General features: G+C 70.1%; 15 protein-coding genes. 10 read left to right on the forward strand and 5 right to left on the reverse strand.

The features are described from left to right. Positions 1 to 264 precede the first annotated feature (264 nt). The 3 genes from ACNPQM_RS08525 to ACNPQM_RS08535 all read left to right on the forward strand — a co-directional run bounded on the left by ACNPQM_RS08525 (position 265) and on the right by ACNPQM_RS08535 (position 2,262). Positions 265 to 582, forward strand: a complete 318-nt coding sequence (locus ACNPQM_RS08525) for a hypothetical protein (RefSeq protein WP_418083508.1) — start codon at positions 265 to 267, stop codon at positions 580 to 582. A 269-nt stretch (positions 583 to 851) separates the two neighbouring features. Then, complete coding sequence (locus ACNPQM_RS08530) at positions 852 to 1,322, forward strand: NUDIX domain-containing protein (RefSeq protein ID WP_418083509.1); 471 nt, start codon at positions 852 to 854, stop codon at positions 1,320 to 1,322. Between the two features lie 160 nt (positions 1,323 to 1,482). Beyond that, the gene (locus ACNPQM_RS08535; protein ID WP_418083510.1) at positions 1,483 to 2,262 is read left to right on the forward strand and encodes a phosphatase; all 780 of its coding nucleotides are present in this window, start codon (positions 1,483 to 1,485) and stop codon (positions 2,260 to 2,262) included. Between the two features lie 167 nt (positions 2,263 to 2,429). On the opposite strand, the gene ACNPQM_RS08540 is transcribed toward ACNPQM_RS08535, so the two are convergent. The 3 genes from ACNPQM_RS08540 to ACNPQM_RS08550 form a co-directional block, all read right to left on the reverse strand. Next, positions 2,430 to 3,344 carry an acyl-CoA thioesterase gene (locus tag ACNPQM_RS08540; RefSeq protein WP_418083511.1) on the reverse strand — a complete coding sequence of 305 codons (915 nt, stop codon included), beginning with the start codon at positions 3,342 to 3,344 and terminating at the stop codon, positions 2,430 to 2,432. Positions 3,345 to 3,363: 19 nt separating this feature from the next. After that, positions 3,364 to 4,521: an acyl-CoA dehydrogenase family protein gene (locus ACNPQM_RS08545; RefSeq protein ID WP_418083512.1), complete on the reverse strand. Its 1,158-nt coding sequence runs from the start codon at positions 4,519 to 4,521 to the stop codon at positions 3,364 to 3,366. A gap of 161 nt (positions 4,522 to 4,682) precedes the next feature. Then, entirely contained in the window at positions 4,683 to 6,191 is a 1,509-nt protein-coding gene (locus tag ACNPQM_RS08550) for a PucR family transcriptional regulator ligand-binding domain-containing protein (protein WP_418083513.1), read from the reverse strand. A 124-nt stretch (positions 6,192 to 6,315) separates the two neighbouring features. On the opposite strand from ACNPQM_RS08550, the gene ACNPQM_RS08555 reads away from it, so the two are divergent. From ACNPQM_RS08555 to ACNPQM_RS08565, 3 genes are all read left to right on the forward strand, one after another. Then, complete coding sequence (locus ACNPQM_RS08555; protein WP_418083514.1) at positions 6,316 to 7,785, forward strand: sodium:solute symporter; 1,470 nt, start codon at positions 6,316 to 6,318, stop codon at positions 7,783 to 7,785. 161 nt (positions 7,786 to 7,946) lie between these two features. Beyond that, the gene (gene speB, locus ACNPQM_RS08560; RefSeq protein ID WP_358860705.1) at positions 7,947 to 8,924 is read left to right on the forward strand and encodes an agmatinase; all 978 of its coding nucleotides are present in this window, start codon (positions 7,947 to 7,949) and stop codon (positions 8,922 to 8,924) included. Then, positions 8,921 to 10,606 carry a thiamine pyrophosphate-binding protein gene (locus ACNPQM_RS08565; protein ID WP_418083515.1) on the forward strand — a complete coding sequence of 562 codons (1,686 nt, stop codon included), beginning with the start codon at positions 8,921 to 8,923 and terminating at the stop codon, positions 10,604 to 10,606. The genes speB and ACNPQM_RS08565 overlap by 4 nt, the downstream gene beginning before the upstream one ends. A gap of 72 nt (positions 10,607 to 10,678) precedes the next feature. Here the strand turns inward: ACNPQM_RS08565 and ACNPQM_RS08570 are convergent, their stop codons facing one another. Continuing rightward, positions 10,679 to 11,041, reverse strand: coding sequence for a hypothetical protein (locus tag ACNPQM_RS08570; protein ID WP_418083516.1), 363 nt, complete (start codon positions 11,039 to 11,041; stop codon positions 10,679 to 10,681). Positions 11,042 to 11,201: 160 nt separating this feature from the next. Between ACNPQM_RS08570 and ACNPQM_RS08575 the strand changes: the two genes are divergently transcribed. Both ACNPQM_RS08575 and ACNPQM_RS08580 read left to right on the forward strand, forming a co-directional pair. After that, positions 11,202 to 12,167 carry a serine hydrolase gene (locus ACNPQM_RS08575; protein ID WP_418083517.1) on the forward strand — a complete coding sequence of 322 codons (966 nt, stop codon included), beginning with the start codon at positions 11,202 to 11,204 and terminating at the stop codon, positions 12,165 to 12,167. Between the two features lie 320 nt (positions 12,168 to 12,487). Continuing rightward, on the forward strand, positions 12,488 to 16,228 hold the full coding sequence (locus ACNPQM_RS08580; protein ID WP_418083518.1) for an ABC transporter ATP-binding protein: 3,741 nt from the start codon (positions 12,488 to 12,490) through the stop codon (positions 16,226 to 16,228). A gap of 67 nt (positions 16,229 to 16,295) precedes the next feature. On the opposite strand, the gene ACNPQM_RS08585 is transcribed toward ACNPQM_RS08580, so the two are convergent. Then, on the reverse strand, positions 16,296 to 16,790 hold the full coding sequence (locus tag ACNPQM_RS08585) for a hypothetical protein (protein WP_418083519.1): 495 nt from the start codon (positions 16,788 to 16,790) through the stop codon (positions 16,296 to 16,298). A 148-nt stretch (positions 16,791 to 16,938) separates the two neighbouring features. On the opposite strand from ACNPQM_RS08585, the gene ACNPQM_RS08590 reads away from it, so the two are divergent. Then, positions 16,939 to 17,385: a hypothetical protein gene (locus ACNPQM_RS08590; protein WP_418083520.1), complete on the forward strand. Its 447-nt coding sequence runs from the start codon at positions 16,939 to 16,941 to the stop codon at positions 17,383 to 17,385. 101 nt (positions 17,386 to 17,486) lie between these two features. Continuing rightward, on the forward strand, positions 17,487 to 18,971 hold the full coding sequence (locus ACNPQM_RS08595) for a S28 family serine protease (protein ID WP_418083521.1): 1,485 nt from the start codon (positions 17,487 to 17,489) through the stop codon (positions 18,969 to 18,971). Positions 18,972 to 18,985: the final 14 nt, after the last annotated feature.

Below are 18,985 nucleotides of genomic sequence, written 5' to 3' on the forward strand. Positions count from 1 at the left end.
GTCGCCGGGCTGTGGTGCGAAATCGGGGAGCGAAGGCGCGGCCCGATTTACGACGAGGGCGGGGCGAACACGCTCTGTTCCGTCACATCGGTAAGAACGCGCGCTGCGGCACGGAAGTCGTTGTCGTCATGCAGAACGACCAAGCAGTGGTGCGCGGCTGTGCCGCAGACCAGCCAGTCGACCACGGACAGGCTCCGATGCTGTCCCCGCTGGGCCAGGGCCTGTTGTGAAAGTGCTGGTCGCGTAGGTTGTTAGGGTCCAGCCATGACGCGGCTGAAGATTGAGATATCCGTCCCCGAGAGTCACGCGGAGACCGTGATCGAGGCTCTCCGTACAGCCGGTGCAGGACGGGTTGGCGAGTATGCGCAGTGCTCCAGCATCTGGAAGGTGACCGGCAGTTGGCAAGCCCTGCCCGGCTCGCAGCCATACGACGGTGCAGTGGGTGTCGTGCAGCACAGCGAAGAGTGCCGGATCGAGTCGGTCTGTGATGCGGAGCAGGCCCGTTCCGTCCGGCAGGCTGTCCGCGACGCCCATCCGTACGAGGAACCGGTCATTCACTTCCTGCCCCTGTACGAGCTGTAGGCGACAGCTGTCAGACGCACCCGTCACAGCCATTCGTTGAGGATCATCAGTGATCCGGGTCAGGTGCAGCTCGGGATCGACTGCTCGGGCTTTCAGTACGCCTACGGTGGTGATTTCGCGCAGCGCCTGATGCTGGTGAAGCTCCCTGCCTGTGCGCCGACCACTGCGGAGGTGGAGGGCTGTAAGGCGCGTGAGGTCGTGCCACACGAGGCGTAGAGCTTCGACGCCGTATGGGCGACCGCAACCCCCGTGCAACAGGAAGGCTGACCGTGGCCCGCACCGAGTACTACGACGACCCCGGCGCACTGAAGCCGAACAGCATGGTCGTCGCCGCCTCCGCCGTCGTCACCGACGACCACGGGCGCATCCTCCTCCAGCGCCGCCGCGACAACGACCTGTGGGCGCTGCCCGGCGGCGGCATGGACCTTGCCGAATCCCTGCCCGGCACAGCCGTCCGCGAAGTCAAGGAAGAGACCGGCCTCGACGTCGAGATCACCGGCCTGGTCGGCACCTACACCGACCCGAATCACATCGTCGCCTACACCGACGGCGAGGTCCGCCGCCAGTTCAACGTCTGCTTCACCGCCCGCATCACCGGTGGCCAGTTGGCAATCTCCGACGAGTCCACGGAGCTTCGGTTCGTGCCGCCGGAAGAGATCGAGCAGTTGCCGATGCACCACACCCAACGGCTCAGGCTCCAGCACTTCCTGGAACCCCGTGAGAAGCCGTACCTGGGCTGAACCAGCTGACGGCAACAACCCCGCACAAGCGCGGACCCCCACGCACGTCACCGGACCAGCAAACTGCACTCCGGTGCGGTGTAGGAGCGCGTCCCTCCCCGCCCTGTCCGCCGTGCAAGACACCGGGCACACTGCGCACACCTGACGGCACAATGGGTTCATGCCGATACCCAGCCGCGCCGCCCTCGTCGAACACCTCGTCCGCACGCGTATCGCCGGAGATGTCGCCACTCCCCGAGACAACAACCTCACCCACTACCGCAGGCTCGCCAACGGTGACACGCACTACTGGCTGGGGCTGGAGCTCGGCAACCGGTGGGCCGATGAGCAGGACGTGCTCGCCGTGATGGCCGAGCGCTGTGGGGTCAGTGATGATCCGGAGCACCGACACGGGCAGGACACCATCGACCCGGAGCTGACCGTAGACGCGCTGGAGCGGATGGCGGCCCGGCTGCGCAAGGCGGCGGCCGGGGCGGAGCGGGTGTTGTTCGCGACCGGGCATCCGGGTGGGTTGCTGGACGTGCACCGGCAGACCGCGGACGCGCTGCGCGGGGCGGGGTGCGAGATCGTACGGATTCCGTCCGGGCTGATGGCGGACGAGGGCATGGTCTTCCAGTTCGCGGACGTGGCGGTGCTGGAGCGCGGGGCGACGCTGTGGCACACGCACTCACCGGCGCCGATGGCGGCGATCCTGGACGGTCTGGAGCGCGAGGGGCGGCCGCTGCCGGATCTGGTCGTCGCCGACCACGGGTGGGCGGGGTGCGCCGGGCAGCGGGGGCTCGATGCGATCGGGTACGCGGACTGCAATGACCCCGCGCTCTTCCTGGGCGAGGCGGAGGGCACCCTGCAGGTGGTGGTGCCGCTGGACGATCACGTGCTCGACCCACGGTTCTACGACCCGATGACGGACTATCTTCTGGACGCGGCCGGGCTGCTCTGATGCGCACGGTCGGCGCGGGGCCGAGCTGGGCCGACAGCCGCGGGGTGCTTTGCCCCGCGGGCATTCCAGAGGCGGACGGAGCGTCACAGCCGTCCGGCACTCGGTGAGCTCCCACGCGCGTACCCAGCCCCGCTCCTTGTCCCGCCCCCCCCAAGCGCCGGTCGGTCTCAGTCCCGCGGGACCCGGACCACGCCCTCCTGGATGACGGTGATCGCCAGCCGGCCGTCCTGTGTGTAGATACGGGCCTGGCCGAGCCCGCGCCCGCCGGACGCGGACGGCGAGGCCTGGTCGTACAGCAGCCATTCGTCGGCCCGGAACGGCCGGTGGAACCACATCGCGTGGTCCAGGCTCGCGCCCACCACGTCGCCGACCATCCAGCCGCCGCGCCCGTGCGCGAGCAGCACCGAGTCGAGCAGCGTCATGTCGGAGACGTACGTGGCCATGCAGACGTGCAGCAGCGGGTCGTCCGCGAGCTTGCCGTTGGTGCGGAACCACACCTGGGAGCGGGGCTCCTGCGGTGTGCCGACGCTGGCGAACGGCGGGGCGCCGACATAGCGCAGGTCCACCGCGTCCCGCGCCTCCAGCAGCCGGTCCATGACACCCGGGTCGGTGAACAAGCCGGCGTACTGAGGCAGCAGCTGCGCCGCCGTGGGCAGGGTCTCCGGGTCGGGAGCGGGCGGCATGTCCGCCTGGTGCTCCAGGCCCTCCTCGTACGTCTGGAAGGACGCCGAGAGATGGAAGATCGGCTGCCCGTGCTGGACGGCCACCACCCGGCGGGTGGTGAAGGAGCGGCCGTCGCGGATCCGGTCGACGCTGTAGACGATCGGCGCGCCCGGGTCGCCCATCCGCAGGAAGTAGGAGTGCAACGAGTGGGGCAATGGGGTCTCCCCTGCTCGAGCGGAGCCGAGAGCTTGGGGAAGGTCCCCGGGGACGGTGCGGCCCGCGGCAACGAGTGCCTGGGCCGCGACCTGGCCGCCGAAGACCCGGGGCACGATCGCCGAACGGCTCGTACCCCGGAAGATGTCCCGCTCGATCTGCTCCAGGTCGAGCAGATCGAGCAGGGAGTCAAGTGCTGCGCTCATGGAGAAGAACGTAACCGTTCTACAGGCCCATGGACTTGGCGATGATCGACTTCATGACCTCGCTGGTGCCGCCGTAGATGCGGTTGACGCGGTTGTCCGCGTACAGGCGGGCGATCGGGTACTCGTTCATGAAGCCGTAGCCACCGTGCAGCTGGAGGCAGCGGTCGATCACGCGGTGCGCGACTTCGGTGCAGAACAGCTTCGCCGAGGCGGCCTCGGCGGCGGTCAGCTCGCCGGCGTCGAGGGCCTCCAGCGCGCGGTCGGCGACGGCCTGGGCCGCGTCCACCTCGGCCTGGCAGGCGGCCAGCTCGAACTTGGTGTTCTGGAACGAGGCGACGGTCTTGCCGAAGACCGTGCGGTCCTGCACGTAGCTCTTGGCGAACCGGACGGCGGCGGCGGCCTGCGCGTACGCGCCGAAGGCTATGCCCCAGCGCTCGGACGCCAGGTTGGTGCCGAGGTAGCCGAAGCCCTTGTTCTCCTCGCCGAGCAGGTCCTCGGCGGGGACCTTCACGTCGACGAAGGCCAGCTCGGCGGTGTCGGAGACCTTCAGGCCGAGCTTGTCGAGCTTGCGGCCCACCGAGTAGCCCTCGGACTCGGTGTCGACGGCGAACAGGGAGATGCCGAAGCGGCGGTCGTCCTCGCGGGGAGCGGAGGTACGGGCGCACACGATCACGCGGTCGGCGTGCACCCCGCCGGTGATGAAGGTCTTGGCGCCGTTGAGGACGTAGTGCGTGCCGTCCTCGGAGAGCTTGGCGGTGGTCTTCATGCCCGCGACGTCGGAGCCGGTGCCCGGCTCGGTCATCGCGAGAGCCCACATCTCCTCGCCGGTGGTGAACTTCGGCAGCCAGCGCTTCTTCTGCTCGTCGGTGCCGAGCATCTTGATGTACGGCAGGCCGAGCAGGGTGTGCACACCCGAGCCGCCGAAGGAGACGCCGGCGCGGGCGGTCTCCTCGTAGATGACGGCCTCGTACTTGTGCGAGTCGATGCCGGCGCCGCCGTACTCCTCGTCCACCTCGATGCCGAAGACGCCCAGCTCGCCGAGCTTGTGGTAGAACTCGCGCGGCGCCTGGCCGGCGGCGAACCACTCGTCGTAGACGGGGACGACCTCGGCCGCGATGAAGGCGCGGATGGTCTCCCGGAACGCCTCGTGGTCCTCGTTGAATACCGTACGGCGCACGGGGGTGCCTCCTCTGTCGGCTTCGATCAGCTTCGGACGAGCATCGGCCAGGCTGGTTGGCTAAGCGCTTGCTCAGTTCTGGTCAAAGTTACCCGGCGGTCACCAGGGCTGTCCAGGGTGATGCTCGGCACGCTCGGGGCGGTCGGGGGGCGAACAAGAATTCAGTCGGATCTCCGCGCTCGGCCGGCTGCGGAGCGCAGCGCGAACCACAGTTCCGTGCGCACGTCCATGTCGTCCAGGTCCGTGTCCAGCAGCGTCGCGCAGCGGGTGATGCGCTGGCGGACCGTGTTGCGGTGGATCTGGAGGGCGGTCGCCGTACGGTCCCAGCTGCCGTGCAGGCTGAGCCAGCAGCGCAGGGTCTCGATCAGCGGTTCGGTGAGCGGGGCGAGCAGGGCTCGGGCGTGGGCCTCGGCCTGGTCCGGAGGGATCAGGGCGGACAGACCGCCTCCGGCGCCGTTGTCGTGGTGGGCCAGCGGGGTGCGGGTGGCCACGGCCCGGCCCAGGGCGCGGGCCGCCTGGCCGTCGGCGAGGTCCAGCGCGGTGATGGAGACGGGGGTGGAGGTGCCGAGTGTCCAGCCGGGCTGCGGGGTGACCCGCGCGTCACCCGGGACCAGGACCTTGACCGCATCGCCGCCCCGGCCCGCGTCGACCAGCGCCGACCCCAGCGCGGCACCCAGTGCCCCGGCGGTGAGCGGGTCGACGGGGCCGCCACCGCTGCGCCGGGCATGCACCACCGTCCAGAGTTCGGCGCCGCCGAGCAGCGGGGCGACGGCCACCGGGTCCGCACCCAGCAGCAGCCGCACCAGTGCCGCGGACCGGCCCGCGGCGTCGGCGCCCTGGTGCGGGGCGGCCAGCAGGGAGAGAAGGACGACCGCGATCCCGGTGACCGTGTGGTCGCCCGCCTCTCGCCGCCCCGTCGACATCGCAAGGACGAGCCCCTGCCCGCCGCCGAGCGCGTACGCGAAGAGATGCGTGTCGCCGACGGTGTCGGTCGCGGATGTGGGGGCGGGGGAGGCGGGAAGCGCGGCGGGGGAGACCACGCGGGTCAGCCGGGCCAGCGCCGCCCGCACCTCGGGGGGTGGGCGGCGGCCCGCCGCGTGCAGTTCCTCGCCGGCCGCGGAGAGCAGGACCGCCCACCCTGAAAACTGGGCGGCGAGCTGGTGCAGCACCGCGGGGACCGGATCCGCCCGGGCCGCCGCCGTGGCCAGGGCCTGCTGGGCGCGCGTCACCCGGCGCAGCTCCCGGTGCCGGGCCTCGGCCATCAGGCGCCACACCGCTCGGGCGATCGCGGTGAACGGGGTCTCGGGCGGCACCTCCACCAGAGGCAGCCCGTGCCGGTCGCACGCCTCGATCAGCGCCTGCGGCACGGAGTCGTGCACCGGTGTGACCCCGAAACCGAGCGCCGCCGCCCCCGCCTCCACCAGCCGGGCGACATAGGTGGCCGGGTCCTTGAGCAGGACCCCGGCGCTCAGCAGCAGCTCACCGCCGAGCAGATATGGGTACGGGTCGGCCATCTCCGAGGTGTGCACCCACCACAGGTCCGCGTGGTCGGGTCCCGCGATCCGGCGCAGCCGGAGCTCCTCGCGGGCGAGCAGCTCGGCGAGCGGGACGGGCGGAGTGGGGGGAGCGGACCCGGTGGTGGCTGTGGGTCCGGTGGGAGTGTCAGGCATGGATGGTCCATCCATCGGCTACGACGAGAATGGATGAAACGTACACTTCAGCGTCGCTTTTGAGCCACCTACTGTCTTCACACAACACATACCCGCAACATTTCACGGAGACGGAGGTAAGCCCATGGGTGTCGACTACGCAGTGATCATCGTCTATCTGGCCGGCATGCTCGCGATGGGCTGGTGGGGCATGCGCCGCGCCAAGTCCAAGAGCGAATTCCTGGTGGCGGGCCGCCGCCTCGGCCCCTGGATGTACTCCGGGACCATGGCCGCGATCGTGCTCGGTGGCGCCTCCACCATCGGCGGCGTCGGCCTCGGCTACCAGTACGGACTCTCCGGCGCCTGGATGGTCTTCACCATCGGCCTCGGGCTGCTCGCCCTGTCCATCTTTTTCTCGGCGCGCATCGCCCGGCTGAAGGTCTACACCGTCTCCGAGATGCTCGACCTGCGCTACGGCGGCCGGGCCGGACTCATCTCCGGTGTCGTCATGTGGGCGTACACGCTGATGCTCGCGGTCACCTCGACCATCGCGTACGCCACCATCTTCGACGTCCTCTTCGACATGAACCGCACCGTCGCGATCATCCTCGGCGGCACCATCGTCGTCGCGTACTCGACGCTCGGCGGCATGTGGTCGATCACGCTCACGGACATGGTGCAGTTCGTCGTCAAGACGATCGGCGTCCTGCTGCTTCTCCTGCCGATCGCCGTCATCAAGGCCGGCGGCTTCAGCGAGATGAAGGCGAAGCTGCCCACCGAGTACTTCGACCCGCTGGGCATCGGCGGCGAGACGATCTTCACCTACGTGCTGATCTACACCTTCGGCATGCTGATCGGCCAGGACATCTGGCAGCGCGTGTTCACCGCGCGCAACGACCGCACCGCACGCTGGGGCGGCACCGTCGCCGGTACGTACTGCCTGGTGTACGCGATCGCCGGAGCCGTCATCGGTACCGCCGCCAAGGTCATGTACCCGAAGCTGCCCAGCGCGGACGCGGCCTTCGCGACCATCGTCAAGGACGAACTGCCGGTGGGTGTACGCGGACTGGTGCTGGCCGCCGCACTCGCCGCGGTGATGTCGACGTCGTCCGGTGCGCTGATCGCCTGCGCCACTGTCGCCAACAACGACATCTGGTCGAGGCTGCGGGGCGCGGTGACCCGGAGCGGCGGCGAGGAGCACGACGAGGTGAAGGGCAACCGGGCCTTCATCCTCATCATGGGTGTGGCCGTCATCGCCATCGCCATCGCCCTCAACAACGTCGTCGAGGCCCTGACCGTCGCGTACAACCTGCTCGTCGGCGGGCTGCTCGTACCGATCCTCGGTGGTCTGCTGTGGCGTCGCGGCACGGCCGCCGGTGCGCTGGCCGCGGTGTCCGTCGGTGGCCTCGCGGTGATCGGTCTGATGGCGACGTACGGAATCCTCGCCAACGAACCGGTCTACTACGGGCTGCTGTCCTCGCTCGCGGCGTATGTGATCGTGTCCCTGGCCACGAAGCCGACGGACGCGGCGGTGCTCGCCGCATGGCGCGAGCGCCTGGCGGGCCGGGGTGCCGACTCCGACGAGACGCCGGCCGCGGACCCGGTCGCCGTCTAGTGCCCCTCGTCCTCAATCGCCGGGCAGGCAATTCAAGCCCGTCCGGCGATTGGGGGCGGCACTGTTGCGGGAGGCACCCCGCGTGCCATTGCATTCCGCACATTCGAATATCGTACGAACGCCCACAAAGCGTGCATCACCCTCTCAGGAAGGCACTTCACATGAGCAGCAACGAAACGCCGCGCGGCCCCGTCGACTCCTCCCGCGTCCCGCGGTACGCCGGTCCCGCGACGTTCGCGCGGCTGCCCCGGCTCGACGAGGTCGGCACCGCCGATGTCGCCGTCGTCGGCGTGCCTTTCGACACGGGTGTCTCCTACCGCCCCGGCGCCCGCTTCGGCGGCAACGCGATCCGTGAGGCGTCGCGCCTGCTGCGCCCGTACAACCCGGCGCAGGACGCCTCGCCGTTCGCCCTCGCGCAGGTCGCCGACGCCGGTGACATCGCCGCCAACCCGTTCAACATCAACGAGGCCGTCGAGACGATCGAGGCCGCGGCCGACGACCTCCTCTCCACCGGCGCCCGCATGATGACGCTCGGCGGCGACCACACCATCGCTCTTCCGCTGCTGCGCTCCGTCGCGAAGAAGCACGGCCCGGTCGCCCTGCTCCACTTCGACGCCCACCTCGACACGTGGGACACCTACTTCGGCGCCGAGTACACCCACGGCACCCCGTTCCGCCGGGCTGTGGAGGAGGGCATCCTCGACACGTCCGCGCTCTCCCACGTCGGTACCCGCGGCCCGCTGTACGGCAAGCAGGACCTCGACGACGACGCCAAGATGGGCTTCGGCATCGTCACCTCCGCCGACGTCATGCGCCGCGGCGTCGACGAGATCGCCGACCAGCTGCGCCAGCGCATCGGCGACCGCCCGCTGTACATCTCCATCGACATCGACGTCCTGGACCCGGCGCACGCGCCCGGTACCGGCACCCCCGAGGCGGGCGGCCTCACCTCCCGCGAGCTCCTCGAGATCGTCCGCGGCCTGTCCTCCTGCAACCTGGTCTCCGCCGACCTGGTCGAGGTCGCCCCCGCGTACGACCACGCGGAGATCACCTCCGTCGCCGCATCCCACACCGCGTACGAGCTGACGACGATCATGTCCCGTCAGATCGCCGCCGCAAAGGGGACTCAGAGCAAGTGACCCACGACCACCACGACGAGCGGCCGCAGCTCACCCCGGAGCAGATCGCGGCCGCTCTGAACCCGCCGGCCGGGCGCAACGGCGGTGACCTCGTCGTCGAGACCCTCCAGGGTCTCGGCGCGACCACCGTCTTCGGACTGCCCGGTCAGCACGCGCTGGGCATGTTCGACGCGCTGCGCCGCTCCTCCCTCTCGTACGTCGGGCTGCGCGTCGAGAACAACGCGGGCTTCGCCGCCGACGCGTACGGTCGGATCACCGGCGAAGTGGCGCCGCTGCTGCTCTCCACCGGGCCGGGCGCGCTCACCTCCCTCGCCGCGCTCCAGGAGGCGGCGGCCGCGTCCGCCCCCGTGCTGGCCATCTCCAGCCAGATCCCGACCGCGGGTCTGGGCGGCGGCCGCCACGGCTACCTGCACGAACTCCGGGACCAGAAGGCGTCGTTCCGCGACATCGTGAAGTCGGTCCACACGGTCCGTACGGCGTCGCAGATCCCGTCCGCGATCGCCGCTGCGTGGGAGTCCGCGCTGACGGCCCCGCACGGCCCGGTCTGGATCGAGATCCCGCAGGACGTGCTCCTGGCCGAGACCACCCTGCCCGCCGTCACGGCGATGGACGCCACTCCGCGCGCCCTGCACCCGCGTCCCGAACTGACCGCCGTGGCAGCGCACCTGCTGTCGAACGCCGAGCGTCCGGCGATCATCGCGGGCGGCGGAGTCGTACGCTCCGACGCGTCCGGCAAGCTGCTCGCCCTCGCGGAGAAGATCGACGCCCCGGTCGTCACCACGTTCGGCGGCAAGGGCGCGTTCCCCTGGGAGCACCCCCTCTCGCTCCAGTCCTGGCTGGAGGACCGTCACACGACGGACTTCCTCGAAGCGGCGGACGTCCTGCTGGTCGTCGGCTCCGGACTGGGTGAACTCTCCTCGAACTACCACACGTTCAGCCCGCGCGGCCGGGTCATCCAGATCGAGGCGGACGCCGGGAAGCTGGAGTCCAACCACCCCGCACTCGGCATCCACGCCGACGCCCGCGAGGCCCTCGCCGACCTCCTCGACGCGGTCGACTGCCGCGAGGACACGTCGGCGGCGGACCGCGTGCGAACGGTCCTCGACGCGGTACGGACCCGGATCGCAGGCCAGGACCTCACGCTGGAGCAGCAGCTCATCGCCTCGGTCCGTGAGGCGCTGCCCGACACGTCCCCCAGCTTCTGGGACATGACGATCCTCGCCTACTGGGCCTGGTCCGCCTTCGACGCCCGCCACCCGAACACGATGCACTCGGCGCAGGGTGCGGGCGGCCTCGGCTACGGCTTCCCGGCTGCGCTCGGCGCGGCGGCGGCCGACCGTACGAAGCCGGTCCTGGCGGTCTCCGGCGACGGCGGCGCGATGTACTCCGTCGCGGAACTGGCCACGGCCCGTCAGTACGACCTGCCGGTCACCTGGCTGATCGTCGACGACGGCGGCTACGGCATCCTGCGCGAGTACATGACGGGTGCGTTCGGCGAGGCCACGGCGACGGAACTGTCCCGCCCGGACTTCGTCGCCCTCGCCGAGTCGTTCGGCGTACCGGCGGTCCGTACGACCCCGGAGACGCTCGCTGACGACCTGGCGAAGTCCTTTGCGGAGCCCGGCCCTTCGGTGGTCGTGCTTCCGGCGCTGCTGAGGATGTTCGAGCCGACGCATCTGTAGGGCGTTTTCCGAAAGTCCCGCCTGCCGGGCGGCGTCCGGCACGCACGCTCGCCGTGGTGGTGCGCAGGTGGTTCAGCGATCGGCGGACTCCTCGCCGATCGCTTCCACCTGCGCCTGCCGACCGTGCTCGAACTCCTTCTGCTGGTCATCGGACAGGGTGTCAGGCAAGTGCCTGGTCGAGGGCATCAGGCCCGGGATCGACCGGAAGACGGCGCCGGCTGCCGGGCCGCGGCCCTTCATCCGTGCCTTGTCCAGATACCGGCCGGACTCCCACAGGCGTGGCTGCATTTCGGGACGGGGTCTCCTGGCGGCCTTCTGCCTCGACTCCGGGCGCGACAGCGAGCGGAAGTCGACATCGGCGAGGGTCTGCAGCGCTTCCAGCGCCGCGTACAACTGCCCACAGCGATATGCGTCGCTCGGTCGATCGTTAGGCATGGTCCCTCCCCGGGCCGCTCACGGAAGCCATCTCTACCCGCGTCTTCGGGGCCGGGAACGCCAGTCCGGACCAGCCGTACAACTTTTCGACCAGTCGTGAGTCATCCCTGACAGGTGTGCAGGGGGCACACCGCACAGATCACTCAGGGGGACACGTCTCATGACGGACCAGCCTCGTACATCCCGCCGCGCGCGCACCGCGCTCGCCGTCACGCTCGCCGCAGGCGTGCTCGCGCCCGTGACCCTCGCAGCCACGCCCGCCGCAGCCGCGACGCCGGTCGTGACATGCACCTCAGGCAAGGCGGGACTCGCCGCCAAGCTGTCGACCGACATCACCGCCGCGCTCAAGGGGCGCAACTCGACCACGGCGATCGCGCTCTACGACCGGACCACCAAGACGTCCTGCACGATGCGGTCCACGAGCAGGTACGACTCCGCGAGCGTCGTGAAGGCGACCGTCCTCGCGACGCTGCTCTGGGACAACAAGAGGCACAATCGCTATCTCACCCAGCGCGAGATCAACCTCTCCACCGCCATGATCACCAAGTCCGACAACAATGCGACCACCAGCCTGTGGAAGCAGCTCGGCGTGTCCAAGGTGAAGGCGTTCCTGACCGCCGCGGGCATGACGCACACCGTGCCCGGCTCCGGTGGCTACTGGGGGCTGACCCAGATCACCGCGCAGGACGAGCTGCGGCTGCTGACGCTGCTGACCGCCAAGAACTCCGTACTCAGCGACAACGCGCGTGCGTACGAACTCGGCCTGATGCGCAAGGTCATCTCCTCGCAGCGCTGGGGAACGCCCGCCGGAGCCCCGTCCGGGGTGACCGTCCAGGTCAAGAACGGCTGGCTGCCGCGTGCCACGCACGGCTGGCGGGTGCACAGCATCGGTGCGTTCACCGGGAAGGGGCACGACTACGGCATCACCGTGCTCACGCAGGACAACAAGACGATGAACGAGGGCATCAACACCATCCAGGCCGTCGCCCGCGCCATCCACAAGGACCTGAACCCGGCGGCCGTGACCGGGACGACCGTCGCCCCGCCGGCCGCGCCGCAGGAGGCGGTCCCGGCGGTGCCGGAAGCCCCCGCCGTGCCGATGCTGACGGCGACGCCCAGGTCGTAGCGCGCCGATGAGAGCCTGTCGGGTGACCTCCGACCGGGCGGCCACGCCCTGGCACGCACGCTTCCCGCGTTGTCGTCAGTCACCAACGCTCCGCGTTGACTCCCTCCTCCGCCTTGGAATCGCACGCACCAGACCGCGTCCGCTATCCGATCAGAGGTCACCCGACAGGCTCTGAGCCGCGCCCCCCGCCCCCAGATGCGCTCCGTCGGACGACGTACGCCGGTCCTACTCCGTTGGGACCGTCTTTGTGACGGCGGGATGAAATCCGCAGCTGATCGCGTTGGTGCCTTCCGGTAGACGAGGTCGAACGGGAGGCACCGGTGACGGTCGGGGACACGGACGCGGCACAGCAGGGCTGGGCGCGGCGACTGGGCGGTTACGCATGGCGCTACCGGCGCAATGTCCTGCTGGCGCTCGGTTCGTCGCTCGCCGGGATGGCCGTGCTGGCAGTCGTCCCGCTGATCACCAAGGTGATCATCGACGATGTCGTCGGCAACCACACGCGTTCCCTCGGCGTCTGGACCGGCCTCCTGATCGCCACCGCCGTGCTGGTGTACGTATCGACGTACATCCGCCGTTACTACGGCGGCCGGCTCGCCCTCGACGTACAGCACGATCTGCGCACCGACATGTACCGGACGCTCACCCGGCTCGACGGGAAGCGGCAGGACGAGCTGTCCACCGGGCAGGTCGTCGGGCGCGCCACCAGTGACCTGCAGCTGATCCAGGGGCTGCTGTTCATGCTCCCGATGACGATCGGGAACGTGCTGCTGTTCCTCATCTCCCTGGTGATCATGGCGTGGCTCTCACCGCTGCTGACTTTGATCGCGATCGCCGTCGCCCCCGCGCTCTGGCTCATCGCCCGCCGCTCCCGCTCCCGGCTCTTCCCCGCCACCTGGTACGCCCAGGGGCAGGCCGCCGCCGTCGCCGAAGTCGTCGACGGAGCCGTCTCCGGGGTCCGGGTCGTCAAGGGGTTCGGGCAGGAGGAGCAGGAGACCGGGAAGCTCCGCGAGGTCGGGCGGAAGCTGTTCGCCGGGCGGCTGCGCACGATCCGGCTGAACTCCAGGTACACCCCCGCCCTCCAGGCCGTCCCCGCGCTGGGCCAGGTTGCGATGCTGGCGCTCGGCGGCTGGCTCGCCACCCGCGGCGAGATCACCCTCGGTACGTTCGTCGCGTTCTCGACCTACCTCGCCCAGCTCGTCGGGCCGGTCCGGATGCTCGCCATGGTCCTCACCGTCGGTCAGCAGGCCCGCGCCGGTGTGGAGCGTGTCATCGAGCTGATCGACACCGAGCCGACCATGAAGGACGGCACGGTGGAGCTCCCCGCCGACGCCCCGGCGAGCGTCGAGTTCGACGACGTGCGGTTCGGATACGACCCCGAGCGGCCGGTGCTCGACGGGTTCTCGCTGACCATCGAGCCCGGCGAGACCGTGGCCGTCGTCGGCGCCTCCGGCAGCGGGAAGTCCACCGTCTCCCTCCTCCTGCCCCGCTTCTACGACGTGGCGCACGGCGCCGTCCTGGTCGGCGGCCACGACGTCCGGGAGCTCACCCAGGACTCGCTGCGGGCCGCCATCGGCCTCGTACCGGAGGACAGCTTCCTCTTCTCCGACACGGTCCGCGCCAACATCGCCTACGGGCACCCGGACGCCACCCAGGAACAGATCGAGCAGGCCGCCCGCGCCGCCCAGGCGGACCGGTTCATCGCCGATCTGCCGAACGGCTACGACACCAAGGTCGGCGAGCACGGGCTCACCCTCTCCGGCGGCCAGCGCCAGCGCGTCGCGCTCGCCCGCGCCATCCTCACCGACCCCCGGCTGCTCCTCCTCGACGACGCCACATCCGCCGTCGACGCCCGCGTCGAGCACGAGATCCACGAGGCCCTCGCCCGGGTCATGGAGGGGCGGACGACCCTCCTCATCGCCCACCGCCGCTCCACCCTCGGCCTCGCCGACCGCATCGCCGTACTCGAAAATGGCCGGCTCGCCGACATCGGCACGCACGAGGAGCTGGAGCGCCGCTCCGCCCTCTACCGGCGTCTGCTCACCGACCCGGACGAGCTGGGCGGCACCTCCCCGGGCCACCAGCCGGTGAAGACCGACACGGCCGTCGAGGACGACCGGGCACTCCAGGAGGATCTGGAAGCCGATTTCGACGCCGAGCGCGGCATCAGCCCCGGACTCTGGGTCCGCAAGGAGGAGCCCCGCGACACCGGCGCGGCCGGCATGCCCGCCACGCCCGAGCTGCTCGCCCAGGTCGAGGCGCTTCCCCCGGCCACCGACACCCCCGGGATCGACGAGGCACGCGCCGTCCGGCGTGAGGAGTCGTACGGGCTGCGCCGGCTGCTGCACGGCTTCGGGCTTCCGCTGGCGGTCAGCCTGGCGCTCGTCGCCGTCGACGCGGGCATGAGCCTGCTCCTGCCCGTACTGATCCGGCACGGCATCGACCAGGGCGTCACGCGGATGGCGACCGGTGCGGTCTGGGCGGCGTCCGCGCTCGCCCTGCTCGTCGTGCTGGTGCAGTGGGCGGCGCAGATCGGCGAGACCCGGATGACGGGCCGCACCGGAGAGCGGGTGCTCTACTCGCTCCGGCTGAAGATCTTCGCGCAGCTCCAGCGGCTCGGTCTCGACTACTACGAGCGCGAGCTCACCGGCCGCATCATGACCCGGATGACGACGGACGTGGACGCGCTGTCCACGTTCCTGCAGACCGGTCTGGTCACGGCCTTCGTCTCCGCCGTCACGTTCTTCGGCATCATGGTCGTGCTGCTCGTCCTCGACGTCCAGCTGGCGCTCGTCGTCTTCGCGACCCTGCCGGTGCTGGTCATCGGTACGTTCTTCTTCCGCCGCAAGAGCGTCAAGGCGTACGAGCTGGCCCGGGAGCGGATCAGCGCCGTCAACGCCGACCTCCAGGAGTCCGTCTCCGGGCTCCGGATCGTGCAGGCGTTCCGCCGCGAGAAGGACGGCGCGGAACGGTTCGCCGAACGCAGCGACCACTACCGCGAGGCCCGGGTGCGCGGCCAGTGGCTGATCTCGGTGTACTTCCCGTTCGTGCAGCTGCTGTCGTCGGTGGCCGCGGCCGCCGTACTGATCGTCGGCGCGGGCCGCGTCGACAACGGCACGCTCACCACCGGCGCCCTCGTGGCGTATCTCCTCTACATCGACCTGTTCTTCGCGCCCGTGCAGCAGCTCTCGCAGGTCTTCGACGGCTACCAGCAGGCCACGGTCTCCCTCGGCCGCATCCAGGAACTCCTCCGGGAGCCGACCTCCACCGCCGACTCCGAGGAGCCGCTGGACGTGCTGTCGCTGCGCGGCGAGATCGCGTTCGAGGACGTGACCTTCGCGTACGGCTCCGGCGACGACGAGGAAGAGGCACTCACCGGCATCACCCTGCGGATCCCGGCCGGGCAGACCGTCGCCTTCGTCGGGGAGACCGGCGCCGGGAAGTCCACCCTGGTCAAGCTCGTCGCCCGGTTCTACGACCCGACGGGCGGGCGGATCACGGCGGACGGCACCGATCTGCGCCGCCTCGGCCTCACCGCGTACCGGCACCGGCTCGGAGTCGTACCGCAGGAGGCGTACCTCTTCGCGGGTACGGTCCGGGACGCCATCGCGTACGGGCAGCCGGACGCCACCGACGCACAGGTGGAGGCGGCGGCCCGGGCGGTCGGCGCCCACGACATGATCGCGACGCTGGACGGCGGCTATCTGCACGAGGTCGCCGAGCGGGGCCGCAACCTCTCGGCCGGCCAGCGCCAGCTGATCGCACTCGCCCGCGCCGAACTCGTCGACCCCGACATCCTGCTGCTCGACGAGGCGACCGCCTCCCTGGACCTCGCCAGCGAGGCCCTGGTCAACCAGGCGACCGACCGGCTGACCGGCCGGCGCACCACTCTCGTCGTCGCCCACCGGCTGACCACGGCCGCCCGCGCCGACCGGGTCGTGGTGATGGACCATGGCCGGGTCGTCGAGGACGGCACGCATGACGAACTCCTCGCCGGGGACGGGCATTACGCCGTGCTGTGGCGCACCTTCATCGGGGAGGACGAGCCCGCGGGAGTCTGAGAGTGCCCGGCAGCAGGCAGCCCGCGACGCCGCGAAGCCTGCTGCCGGGCACTCTCAACCGCAGGTCTCAGCGGATGCCGGAGATCTTGCCGGTCTGCAGGTCCGACTGGACGGTCAGATAGGTGTACCGGGGGTGCTTGCCGCCGCTCCAGGTCAGCCGCACCTTCGACCAGGTGTGACCGACGCCGCTGTCGCCCGCGGTGACCTTGAGGGCGAGCGGTGTGTTCTGGGCGCGGAGCACCCCGTCCGCGTGGTTGCGTGCCTCCCAGGTGCGCAGCTGCGAGCGGAGACCCGGCGTCAGGTAGAAGGACCGGAGGGCGGTGGCGAGCCTGCTGCCGCCCCCGGCCGTGCGAGCGTCGATGTAGGCGCCGTAGAAGTGGGCGACCTGCTGATGGGCGGGGGTGACGTGGGTGCTGCGCAGCTGCGTCGAGGGCGCCGGGGCCTGCGGCGCGGCAGCGGCGGCCGGGACCACTGAGGCGGCGGCGAGGAGAGCGGTCACGAGAAGGGTGCGGCCGGCGGTGCCGCGGCCGAGCGGGCTGGGCGCATTGCGGAGTTGGATCACGGCAGTTCCTACCTTTCATATGGCTCTGCCCTGTTTGACCCACGCTGTGGAGGTTCGGTTGCGCGGGATGCGGAGCGCGCCGTATGCAACCTTCGGATGGCCCTTCGCGTCGTACGCATGTACGCGTATGAGCCGGGCGGGGGCGCGAGTGTTCGATGGGGTGAGGGAACTGCTGGGAGACAGGCATGGGGAAACCGCCGGAGACGGCGGCACCGGACGACGGGCACTGGTCCAGGTGTTCGTCCTGGCACTGGTGACCGCCGTCGGGCTGGTGCTCGGCGGCCCTGGGGCCGGCAGCGCCGACGCCGCATCGTCCTGCGGAGGGCGGCTCGCGAAGACGGTGACGTTCTCCACGGGTGAGGTGCGGGTCTACAAGAGCCGTTCCTACGCCTGCGCGATCACGGTCGCGAAGAAGTCGGGCCCGCGCCGCAAGATGTCCGTCATGATCCAGGCGCGCGGCGGCCGGCCCGTCACCGGCAGCGGCAGGTATACCAAGCAGACCGGCCGGGTGACCGTCCACGCGCTGCACCGATGTGTCCGGGCCGCGGGTTCGGTCGCCGGAAAATCCGGCGCCACGGGCTGGATACTCTGCTGATACTTCTGACGATGTGACAAGAGGGTCTGTTCAGCCGGGTGTTGCACCGCTAGATTCGCGATCAATCTTGTGAATCCAGGTGAATTCCCCATGGAGGGTGCATGCGCAAGGCGCTCAGAGGTTTCCTTTCGCTCGCGGTGCTCATAGGCACGGTGAGCGCGACGGGTGCCTCGGTCGGTGCGGCCAGTGCCGCGGACGCGACCGCGATCCGGTCCGCCGGGTCCGACCGGTCCGCCGATGCGACCGCGGACATCAAGGACCGCATCCTGGCCATACCCGGGATGAGTCTGATCGAGGAGAAGCCGTACGCGGGCTACCGCTACTTCGTTCTCAACTACACTCAGCCGATCGACCACCGGCAGCCGTCCAAGGGCACGTTCCAGCAGCGCATCACCCTGCTGCACAAGGACACGTCGCGCCCGACGGTCTTCTACACCAGCGGATACAACGTCTCCACGAACCCCAGCCGCTCCGAGCCGACCCGGATCGTCGACGGCAACCAGGTCTCGCTGGAGTACCGCTTCTTCACCCCGTCCCGCCCCGCCCCCGCCGACTGGTCGAAGCTCGACATCTGGCAGGCGGCCAGCGACCAGCACCGCGTCTTCACCGCGCTGAAGCAGATCTACTCCGAGAACTGGCTGAGCACCGGCGGTTCCAAGGGCGGCATGACCGCCACGTACTTCGAGCGCTTCTACCCGAATGACATGGACGGCGTCGTCGCGTACGTCGCGCCGAACGACGTGGTCAACAAGGAGGACTCGGCGTACGACCGGTTCTTCGAGAACGTCGGCACGAAGGAGTGCCGCGACCGGCTCGAGGGTGTGCAGCGCGAGGCGCTGATCCGCCGCGAGCCGCTGGAGAAGAAGTACAAGGAGTACGCCGAGACGAACGGCTACACCTTCAACACCGTCGGATCCCTCGACAAGGCGTACGAAGCCGTCGTCATGGACTACGTCTGGGCGTACTGGCAGTACAGCCTGCTCTCCGACTGCGACACCATCCCCGCCGATGCCAAGACCGCACCCGACCAGGCGATCTGGGACTCGATCGACGACATCTCGGGCTTCTCCGCCTACGCGGACCAGGGCCTGGAGAGGTACACGCCGTACTACTACCAGGCGGGCACCCAGCTCGGCTCGCCGGACATCAAGCAGCCGTGGCTCGGCAATCTCAGCCGCTACGGGTACCAGCCGCCGCGCACCTTCGTGCCGAGCTCCATCCCGATGAAGTTCCAGCCGTCGGCGATGCGGGACGTCGACACCTGGGTGAGGCACAACGCCACCCGGATGATGTGGGTGTACGGGGAGAACGACCCGTGGGGTGCGGAGCCCTTCCGCCTCGGCAACGGCGCCCAGGACAGCTACGTCTACACGGTGGCCGGCGGCAACCACGGTTCCAACGTGGCCGGTCTCGCCGCCGACGAGAAGGCGAAGGCGACCGCCGACATCCTGCGCTGGGCGGGCGTCGCCCCGGCCGCTGTACAGTCGGACCCGGCCAAGGCGAAGCCGCTCGCGCCGTACGACGCGCGGCTCGACAAGCGGGACGTGACGAACGAGCGCAGGCAGGGCCCCGCGCTGCGCCCGTAGCAGGCCGACCGGTG

Source organism: Streptomyces sp. NPDC056231 (genome assembly GCF_048270745.1).
GTDB lineage: Bacteria > Actinomycetota > Actinomycetes > Streptomycetales > Streptomycetaceae > Streptomyces.